This is a genomic window from Streptomyces phyllanthi (assembly GCF_009377205.1).
Classification (GTDB): Bacteria; Actinomycetota; Actinomycetes; order Streptomycetales; family Streptomycetaceae; genus Streptomyces; species Streptomyces phyllanthi.
Window position 1 is genome coordinate 1 of sequence record NZ_VJZE01000386.1, and the last position, 9,199, is coordinate 9,199.

10 protein-coding genes and 2 pseudogenes are annotated in these 9,199 nt (G+C 70.5%); 5 read left to right on the forward strand and 7 right to left on the reverse strand.

Going from position 1 to position 9,199, the window contains the following annotated elements; all coding sequences use genetic code 11:
* Positions 1-145: 145 nt before the first annotated feature.
* The gene (locus tag FNH04_RS35220) at positions 146-2,326 is read left to right on the forward strand and encodes a molybdopterin oxidoreductase family protein (protein ID WP_152789917.1); all 2,181 of its coding nucleotides are present in this window, start codon (positions 146-148) and stop codon (positions 2,324-2,326) included.
* A gap of 21 nt (positions 2,327-2,347) precedes the next feature.
* Here FNH04_RS35220 and FNH04_RS35225 read toward each other — a convergent pair whose 3' ends face one another.
* Positions 2,348-2,758: a gamma-glutamylcyclotransferase family protein gene (locus tag FNH04_RS35225; RefSeq protein ID WP_152789918.1), complete on the reverse strand. Its 411-nt coding sequence runs from the start codon at positions 2,756-2,758 to the stop codon at positions 2,348-2,350.
* A gap of 125 nt (positions 2,759-2,883) precedes the next feature.
* On the opposite strand from FNH04_RS35225, the gene FNH04_RS35230 reads away from it, so the two are divergent.
* On the forward strand, positions 2,884-3,807 hold the full coding sequence (locus FNH04_RS35230) for an aminoglycoside phosphotransferase family protein (protein WP_152789919.1): 924 nt from the start codon (positions 2,884-2,886) through the stop codon (positions 3,805-3,807).
* Positions 3,808-3,826: 19 nt separating this feature from the next.
* Here the strand turns inward: FNH04_RS35230 and FNH04_RS35235 are convergent, their stop codons facing one another.
* The 5 genes and pseudogenes from FNH04_RS35235 to FNH04_RS49530 form a co-directional block, all read right to left on the reverse strand.
* Positions 3,827-4,522 (reverse strand): hypothetical protein, encoded by a 696-nt coding sequence (locus FNH04_RS35235; protein ID WP_152789923.1) that lies wholly within the window; start codon positions 4,520-4,522, stop codon positions 3,827-3,829.
* A gap of 399 nt (positions 4,523-4,921) precedes the next feature.
* The gene (locus tag FNH04_RS49150) at positions 4,922-5,260 is read right to left on the reverse strand and encodes a S41 family peptidase (RefSeq protein ID WP_322724756.1); all 339 of its coding nucleotides are present in this window, start codon (positions 5,258-5,260) and stop codon (positions 4,922-4,924) included.
* Between the two features lie 648 nt (positions 5,261-5,908).
* Positions 5,909-6,151 carry a hypothetical protein gene (locus tag FNH04_RS35245; RefSeq protein ID WP_152789920.1) on the reverse strand — a complete coding sequence of 81 codons (243 nt, stop codon included), beginning with the start codon at positions 6,149-6,151 and terminating at the stop codon, positions 5,909-5,911.
* Positions 6,148-6,396, reverse strand: a complete 249-nt coding sequence (locus FNH04_RS35250) for a hypothetical protein (RefSeq protein WP_152789924.1) — start codon at positions 6,394-6,396, stop codon at positions 6,148-6,150. Before FNH04_RS35250 ends, FNH04_RS35245 begins: the two co-directional genes overlap by 4 nt.
* Before the next feature lie 117 nt (positions 6,397-6,513).
* A pseudogene (locus tag FNH04_RS49530) lies at positions 6,514-6,903 on the reverse strand (ATP-binding protein); the annotation flags it as partial.
* A 192-nt stretch (positions 6,904-7,095) separates the two neighbouring features.
* Between FNH04_RS49530 and FNH04_RS35260 the strand changes: the two are divergent.
* From FNH04_RS35260 to FNH04_RS35270, 3 genes are read left to right on the forward strand one after another with little or no spacing between them, the layout of a single operon-like run.
* Entirely contained in the window at positions 7,096-7,983 is an 888-nt protein-coding gene (locus FNH04_RS35260) for a helix-turn-helix domain-containing protein (RefSeq protein WP_322724757.1), read from the forward strand.
* Between the two features lie 3 nt (positions 7,984-7,986).
* Complete coding sequence (locus FNH04_RS35265; RefSeq protein ID WP_152789921.1) at positions 7,987-8,190, forward strand: DUF397 domain-containing protein; 204 nt, start codon at positions 7,987-7,989, stop codon at positions 8,188-8,190.
* A 42-nt stretch (positions 8,191-8,232) separates the two neighbouring features.
* A complete protein-coding gene (locus tag FNH04_RS35270) occupies positions 8,233-8,946 on the forward strand; it encodes an AAA family ATPase (protein WP_152789922.1) in 714 nt (237 codons plus the stop codon).
* On the opposite strand, the pseudogene FNH04_RS35275 reads toward FNH04_RS35270, so the two are convergent.
* Positions 8,858-9,199 (reverse strand): annotated as a pseudogene (locus FNH04_RS35275) (LLM class flavin-dependent oxidoreductase); the annotation flags it as partial. The gene FNH04_RS35270 and the pseudogene FNH04_RS35275 overlap by 89 nt on opposite strands.

Here is a 9,199-nt window from a genome sequence, read left to right on the forward strand (position 1 = left end):
GCCCCCAGGGATGGGACGGGTAGGGGCGGCGGGGGCGAGGAAATGCCGACCTCACTCCACTCCCCGCTGCACCGGGAGGTCCCCGTGCCTGGGGTGTAACCGAGAGCGTTCCGGCGTGTAACACCGCCCGCGCACGCTGAACGGTATGCAGACCTCCGTGACGCCGACCCACTGCCCGTACTGCGCCCTGCAGTGCGGGATGAACCTCACGCCCGAGCCGGCGGGCGGCGTCACGGTGGTCGAGCGACCGGACTTTCCCGTCAACCGGGGCGCGCTGTGCGGCAAGGGCCGTACGGCGCCGGCGGTGCTCTCGTCCCACGTGCGGCTGACCTCCCCGTTGGTGCGCTCCGGCGGCACGCTCGTGCCCGCCACCTGGGACGAGGCACTCGACCGGATCGCCGAAGGGCTGCGCCGCACGCGTACGGAGCATGGCCCGGACGCGTGCGGCGTGTTCGGCGGGGGCGGGCTGACGAACGAGAAGGCGTACACGCTGGGCAAGTTCGCCCGCATCGTCCTCGGCACCTCGCAGATCGACTACAACGGCCGTTTCTGCATGTCGTCGGCGGCAGCCGGCGGCATCAAGGCGTTCGGCCTCGACCGTGGGCTGCCGTTCCCGCTGGAGGACATCCCGAAGACGGGCTGCGTGCTCCTCGTCGGGTCGAACCTCGCGGAGACGATGCCGCCCGCGCTGCGCTACCTCACCGAACTGAAGGAGAACGGCGGCCGGCTGATCGTCGTCGACCCGCGCCGGACCCGTACCGCCGAGCAGGCCGACCTGCATCTGGCGCCGCGCCCCGGTACCGATCTCGCGCTGGCGCTGGGTCTGTTGCACCTGATCGTCGCCGAGGGCCGTACCGACGAGGCGTACATCCGCGAACGCACCAGCGGCTGGGAGGAGGCGCGGGCCGCGGCCATGGCGCACTGGCCGGAGTACGTGGAGCGGATCACGGGAGTGTCCGTTCCCGAGCTCCGCGAAGCCGTACGGCTCTTCTGCGAGCCCGAGGCCGCCATGGTGCTCACCGCGCGGGGACCCGAGCAGCAGTCCAAGGGGACCGACACGGTGAGCGCCTGGATCAATCTGAGCCTGGCGACGGGGCGCCCGGGCCGGCCGCTGTCCGGGTACGGCTGCCTGACCGGGCAGGGCAACGGGCAGGGCGGGCGCGAACACGGCCAGAAGGCCGACCAGTTGCCCGGCTACCGCAAGCTCACGGACCCCGAGGCGCGGCGGCATGTCGCCGAGGTGTGGGGCGTGGACCCGGACTCGCTGCCGGGGCCGGGGCGAAGCGCGTACGAGCTGCTGGACGCGCTGGGTACGGACATTCGCTCGCTGCTGCTGATGGCCTCCAACCCGGTGGTGTCGGCGCCGCGTGCCGCGCATGTCGAGGAGCGGATCCGCTCGCTGGACTTCCTCGCGGTGTGCGATGTGGTCCTCTCGGAGACGGCGGAGCTCGCGGATGTCGTCCTCCCGGTCACCCAGTGGGCCGAGGAGACGGGCACGACGACCAACCTCGAGGGCCGTGTGCTGCTGCGCCGCCGGGCGATCACCCCGCCGGAGGGCGTCCGCAGCGATCTGCACGTGATGCACGAACTGGCCGCCCGGCTCGGCGTGGAGAAGGGCTTCCCGACGGACCCCGAGGAGGTCTTCGAGGAACTGCGCCGGGCGAGCGCGGGCGGGCCCGCCGACTACTCCGGAATCACGTACGGGAGGCTGGCGGCGGAGAACGGGGTGTTCTGGCCCTGTCCGGCCGACAGTCCGGCCGACGGTCCTGCGGACGTCCCCGAGGGCGCCTCGCTCGGCGCACCGCACGATGGCCCCAACGGTGAGCCCACCGACACCGCGGTCCACCCCGGCACCCCCCGCCTCTTCCTCGACCGGTTCGCCACCGAGGACGGGCGGGCCCGGTTCGTGCCCGTCTCGCACCGCGCGATCGCCGAGGAGCCCGACGACGAGTACCCCGTCCTGCTCACCACCGGGCGGGTCGTGGCGCAGTACCAGTCCGGTGCCCAGACCCGGCGCGTCGACGAGCTGAACGCCGCCGCGCCCGGCCCGTTCGTCGAGCTGCACCCCCGGCTGGCCGAGCGGCTCGGGGCGGCGGAGGGCGACCCGGTGGCCGTGGTCTCCCGGCGCGGGCGCGCGGTCGCTCCCGCGCGCATCACCAACGCCATCCGCCCCGACACGGTCTTCATGCCGTTCCACTGGCCCGGCGAGGGCCGCGCCAACACCCTGACCAACCCGGCGCTCGACCCGACCTCACGCATGCCGGAGTTCAAGGCGTGCGCGGTGCGGGTGGAGGCGGTGAATGCGGTGGAGGCGGTGGAGGCGTAGCCGTGGTCGTGCCCGTACGGCTCACCTGAGTCTCCAGTCCCCGCTCTCGATGAGCTTGCCCCGGGTGCGCAGACGGGCGGCGACGGTCGGGGCAGCCACATAGACCCAGGTCCGTACGGTGGTGCCGTCCGCGCGGGTCACCTCCCGTTCGACCCGCTCGTAGAGGTTGCGGGGGTCACCCGGCGCGTAGTCCTCCAGGCGGTCGAGTTCACGGAGCAGTGCGTCGTACGCCTCGGGGCGCGCCGTCACCACCTCGCCGGCCACGAGGCCGCCGGGTTCCTCCACGCCGTACGGGTAGCCCGGGCCGTCGTACAGGACGAGCCCCCGCATCAGGGCGGGCTCCTCCGACTCCGTACGGCCGCGCAGGAAGAGGTCGTGGTTGTGCTCGCCGGGGCGGAGGGTGCCGTACACGAAGAACGGCAGCTCAGCCATGGTCGCTTCTCCTCTCACCGTACGCGTCCGGGGCGGCCGGAAATTTTCCGTGGTCACGTGGCGGCGGGCGTGGATACGCTCCATCGCCGCCGCCCGACAGCCCGGACACGACCATACGGAGATCCATGTCGTCCCACTCCTCCAGTACGAGGACCCCTGACGCGAAACTGCACCCCGACGAGCTCGACATCGACGAGACCCTCGTCAGGCGGCTGATCAGCAGTCAGTTCGCGCAGTGGGCCGGACTACCGATCACCCGGGCGCCCGCCACCGGAACCGACAACGCCATGTACCGCCTGGGCGACGACATGGTCGTACGGCTGCCCCGGCTGCCCGGTGGCACCGACCAGGCCGAGAAGGAGCACCACTGGCTGCCGCGCCTCGCCCCGCACCTGCCGCTGGCCGTGCCGGAGCCGCTCGGCAAGGGCGTGCCCGGGGAGGGGTACGAGCTGCCGTGGTCGGTGCTGCGCTGGCTGGACGGCGAGAACGCACAGGACGCCCCGGTGACCGATCTTCCGCGTGCGGCCGTGGAGTTGGGCGGGTTCGTGACGGCGCTGCGGCGGCTCGACGCCACGGACGGGCCGCCCTCCTTCCGGGGCGGCCCGGTGAGCGCGAACGACGGCGAGGTCCGCGCCGCGATCCGCGACCTGGGCGCGAACGGCACAGTGGACGCGGCCATCGCGACCGCGGCCTGGGAGGAGACCCTGCGGCTCCCCCAGTGGACCGGCGAGCCGGTCTGGGTCCACGCCGACCTCCTCCCGGGCAACCTCCTGACCAGGGCGGGCCGCCTCACCGCGGTCATCGACTTCGGCGGCCTCGGCGTCGGCGACCCCGCGTGCGACCTGTTGCCGGCCTGGACCCAGTTCACGGCGGACACCCGCGCCCTGTTCCGCGAGGCGGCCGACGTCGACGACGCGACCTGGGCGCGGGGGCGCGGGTGGGCCCTGTGCTTCGGACTCGTGGCCGAGCACCACTACCGGGAGAAGGGCCACGTCCTCGCGGACGTGGGGCTGCGGGCCGTGCGGGAGGTGCTCGGCGAGTACGCGTAGTGCTCCTCGCCGGGTTTCCTTACGGCGTGTACGGGGCGTCGCTGTGGCTCACTTCGACCATGGCGGGCGGGCTGACCTCGTACACGGCGGTCCGGGTGATCGTGACGACGGCCGCCGGATCGTCGTCGCCGCGGGTCCGGTAGACGACGGTGACCTGTCGCGGTCCCCCGGCGGACGGGATGTCGATGGAGACCACGGGCGTGCGGTCGCCGAGCTCGGCGGCGGCCGCGGGAACGGGGGTGCCGCCGTCGTTGCGCCATGTGACCAGCGTGTAGAACCTCCCGGTGCCCCCGGTCGAGATCTTCAGTGCACCCACGGCGTCGGGCGCGCTGTCCCCGGTGACGTCACCGATGTCGCACTGCGGCTGCAGCTCGATCACGACACCGTCCGCGCCCTCCCAGCGCCCTCCGCTGAGAGCGGCTCCCGAAATGCCGTACCCGTCCAGCCCTCCGCCGTCCAGGGACGCGTTCTGCAACTGCTCGCAGGTCAGGGCCTTGCCGCCCCCGGGCGCCTTGTCACTGGGCTTCGAGGAGGGGGTCTTGGCGGGAGTGCCGGGTGTCTTCGCCGGGCCGTCGGGCGTCTTCGCCGGTGTGGCGGTCGCGGGCTCCGAGGTCTTGGCCTTGCCCGGCTTCCCGCTTTCCGCCGCCTCTCCCGGATCGAGGTCCTTCGGCCCGCAGGCCACGACCAGTCCCGCGATCAGCCCCGCGGCGACCATCTGGGACACCCGTCTCGCACATCCCCTGGATCGGTTCACTCGTCACTCCCCGTCGCACTCTGGCCCGGCATTCCCGCTGGGCACGGTCGGAGACGCGGGCGGGTGGTACACGGTTGCGCCGAGTTGTCCCGGTTCTGTCCCTGCCCTGTAACTCCCGGGCCCTCCCCGACACGGACAGGATGAGGCCGGCAGACCACCGGGCCATCGAGCGGCGGGGAGGACGCGCGCGTGGGGAGACCCATGGAGGATCGGGAGGCGTTCGAGGCAGAGGCCGCCTGGGGGCCCGGTCACGTGGCCGGCGCCATGCCATGGCTGGTCAGGCGGGGTGTGCCCTGTCCGCTTGCCAGGCCCGGCGAAGCAACCTGGCGGCAGACCCTGGAGCCGGCCACCGGTCCGGGGTCACCGACACGCCGGTTGCTCAGCCAGCCAGCTCTTCGCTGCCTCCAGGACCCGGTCCCGGCTGGTTCCCACGGTGCGCCGTTCAGTGAAGACTTCCTCGTCCGGAGGAATGCGCGCGTCATACGTGCGGCCCGTGCGGTCCGCGTCCTTGGCTTCGGTGAGATTCAGAACGGCTCCGTCGGAGAGGCGGTGGGGTTGGTTTCCGGTGGGAACGCCCCTTGTGCTCTCGCCGAAGAAACGCGTGTCCGGCCGCCCGTGGAAGGCCACCACGACCGCTTCTCCGGCACTGGCGGTCGCACCACTGGTCAACACCGCGACCGGCGCGTCACTGTTGGCCACCGGATCGCCGCCCTGCCAGCCGACGGACTTGCCGTCGTCGCGCGGGCTACCGTCCTCTCGTGCAGCAGGTTCACCGCCACCCGGATCGCCCCGTACGTGTCTGCCGGGTCCTGCGCACCATCGGCCTGCGCGAACACGTCGCTGCGAACTCTCGCCCAGTCGACCTCGTGACGCACAAGCGAGCGCTTCTCCATGATGTCCAGCACCGTGGATAAGTAGGACCAAGCGTCGGCTGACATGGCCGGTCCCGGTGGCCGTTCCGCACGCTCTGTGCATCCCGCCCCCGCGACGAGAACACCGGCTGCTCCGGCGCAAGCCAAACGTAGTGAACGTCTCCGACGCATCCGTCCTCCAAGGGATCTGCGGCTTGTGAGTCGCGGTCAACCTAACCCGCTGCCCAGCCCGTGCTTCAGAGACAGCCGTCTCAGTCCCTGCCGGCGATGCAGCGGCGGCGAGGTGACTCCCCACGGATGAGTGATGCTGTTGGCGAATCCGGAGATGAGACCAATTGGCTTCTCAGTCCCAGCGACACGCTGTGAAAGCGGTGTGTCGCTGGGACTCGCGAGCCACTCGGCGACCCTACGACGGAGCATTCGCCAACAGCATCATGAGTCCGTGGCGAGCCACCTTCACAGCCCAGGGACGAGTTCACAGCCCAGGGACGAGCCTGACCACCGTCACAGTCAGTACGGACCCGGATACGTAATAGAGGACGATGGCTCCGAGGACGGTCGCCTCGCGCCGGTCGCGCTCGCGCCGGACGGCGGTCGACCCGTGGCCGTACGGGTCGCGGCCGACGGTCCGCGCCATCTCGTCCCTGAACGCCTCGGCATTCCGCATCTTGGCGAGGGTGTCGTCGGCGGGCGGCGCATAGGCGATGCGGTAGCTCAAGCGACGCCCCGCCTCTCGGCCTCGTCGGCGGCCAGCCGTTCCAGCAGCGCCTCGGCCTCCGGGTCGGGGACGGCTTCCAGCATCCAGTGCCGCATGACGGCGTGGATGTCGTGCACTCCGGCCTCGTTGACGGCCCGGTCGAAATCCTCCCGCCGCTCTTCCGGGAGGGCCGCGCGGATGGCGGGGATGCTGTTGGGCACCTCGACCTCGACGCCGCCCACGAAGGTCTTCAGCGGTTCGGCCATCGTCGTCCTCCTCAGGGGCAGGGGCTCACCGGGCCCACCGTAGTGGGGAGTCGGCTTCTGTCGTACGACATCCAGCTCGCACCACACGGACTTGCCGACCGCCAGCTCGCTCACACCCCACCGGTCGGCGATCTCACCCACGATGAGCAGTCCGCGCCCGAACATGTCGCTTTCCCCCGCCACCCGCGGTCTCGGCAGCGACTCACCCTTCGGGTCGGTGACGGTGACGCGTACGGCACGGTCGGTGAGGGTCAGTTCCACCTGGAAGAGCCGGTCACGCACGCTCCCGTGCAGTACGGCGTTGCCGCTCAGCTCGGAGACCAGAAGGGCTGTGTCGGCGGCGAGTTCCGGGTGGCCCCATTCGGTGAGCAGGCGGTGGGCTCGGCGGCGCGCGAGGGTGACGCTGTTCGGGAACGGGGTGTAGTCGAGGCGGTCGTGGTGGAGGCGCTGGGACTCCTCGGACTGTGCGGGTTCCGGGCATTCGGCAGGCTCTGCGGGGGCGACCATGTCGCGCACCTCCGGGCAGGGGTGAGCAGCACCAGGGGCAACTGGCTTCGCTCTGCGAGTAGTTCACTACGGAAGGTAGCGACAGGGGTCCCGTGATTTCAACTTCCACCTGGAAGATATCCACCGATCGTGTTGCGTGCGCCTTCCCGCGCACAGCAAACTGAGCCCGCACAGCCCTGAAGGAGCAGCTAAGTGACAGCAAGTCAGGCACGCCAAGGGAACAGCACATCCAGCGTCCTGGGGCGCAGGCTGGGGGCCGAACTCCTCAGACTCCGCGCCGCGGCCGGCCTCACCCAGCCCCAGGCCGCGCAGGTGCTCTCCGCTTCGACGGCGAAGATCGCCAAGTTGGAGGGAGGCTGGGTACCGGTGCGCGACCCGGACATCCGAGCCCTGTGCGAGCTGTACGGCGTCCACGACCCAGGCACCGTCGGCGGGCTCCTGGAGCTGGCGAGGGTCGACCGTGAGCGCCGTAAAGCCAGGGGCTGGTGGGACGACTACACGATCCGCGGCGTCATGCAGGAGTACGTGACACTCGAGAGTGCGGCAACAGCGATCAAGGTCTGGCAACCCGCATTCGTTCCCGGACTGCTTCAGACCCCGGATTACGTACGGGCCTTGAGAAACAGCCCCATCACCGCAGCGTCCGCGAACCGGCAGCCCGACGAAGAGTTCGTCGCTGCACGGCTCGCACGACAGCAGCGCCTCTCCGCCGACCCCCCGCTCTCGCTGCGGACGGTGATCTACGAGGCGGTGCTACGAAATTTCCCTGGCGGAGCGGAAGCGGCTCGCGAGCAGCTCGACCACCTCGCGAAAATGGCCGACCTGCCGAACGTCAACCTGCAGATCTACCCGTTCAACGCGGGTACGCACTTCGGCCTGAACGGTTCGTTCAACATCATCTCGTTCACCGAACCCGGAGCCATGGACATCGTCTACGTGGAAGCCCCTTTCGCACAGCGATGGGTGGAGGGAGGAGAGGGCGCCGCAGCCTACGATGAACTGTTCGAAATGATCGCCGAACGGTCCCTCGACCAGCAGGAGTCCGTGTCGTTTCTCCACAAGCTCCGTAAGGAACTGTGAGCCATGCCTGCGTTCAAGTACCGCAAGTCCAGCTACAGCGACCCTGTGGCCGAGTGCGTCGAAATAGCCACCAACATCCCCACCACCATCGCCATACGCGACTCCAAGAACCCCACCGGCCCCTCCCTCCATGTCCAGCCCACCACCTGGACGTCCTTCCAGACCGCCCTGGCCAACAACGAGTTGCTCCCCACGCCGTGCCGTTGACCAACACATGATCCGTCCTCCGGAATCAGTACCGTCGTCGGTATGCGCGATGTACGAGTGATCCTCATCGGCGGGACGTCGAACGTCGGGAAGTCGACCGTTGCCCGGGCGGTGGCGGAGCGGCTCGGGTTCGGGTGTCTGTCGACGGACGGGCTGGCGCGGCATCCCGGGCGGCCCTGGAGGACACCGGAGCGGGAGGTGCCGGCACACGTCGCCGAGCACTACGCGTCGCTCACGGTCGATGAGCTGATCACGTCCGTCCTCGGCCACTACGAACGGCTGTGGTCCCGCATCGAGGACCTGATCATGGAGCGCGCGGCTGAGGGCGGCGGGACGGGCCTCGTCCTGGAGGGATCGGCGCTCTGGCCCGTGCGCGTCGCGGAGCTGGAGGTCCCGCGTACTGCCGCCGTGTGGCTCACCGCCGACGACGCCGTCGTACGTGCCCGGGTACACACGGCCGGACGCTACGAGACGGCGGCGGACGAGGAACAGCGTCTGATGGACAAGTTCCTCGCCCGCACGGAGCGCTATCAGGCGCTCATGATCGACGACATCGGCACGCTGGGCCTGGACCGTATCGACGTGGGTGACGGGCGGCCCGTCGCCGGGCTGGTCGACTCGGTACTCGCGGCCGTCGACGCGCAGCACGCAGTGGGGCGGTCAGGCCTCAGTCAACCGGTCGCCAGCCCAGCGCCGGGCCCAGCTTCGTGGCGATGTCCGTCAGGATCTGGACGTAGTCCTCGTGGTCGAAGGTGAAGGGGAGGGCGAAGGCGACCTCGTCGATCTCGCGGAAGGCCGCGTGGGCGTAGAGCCGTTCGGCGATGTCCTGCGAGGTGCCGACCAGGTCGGGGGCGAACATCAGGCGGGCCGGGCCCTGGGGTGCGGTGGTGCGCGGCATGCGCTGCTCCGCGTACTCCTCGTACTTCGCGCGCTGTTCCCTCGTCGCGCCGTCCGTCGGGATGACCACCAGACCCTGGGAGACTCGGGCGGCGGGGCCGTCGGGGTGGTG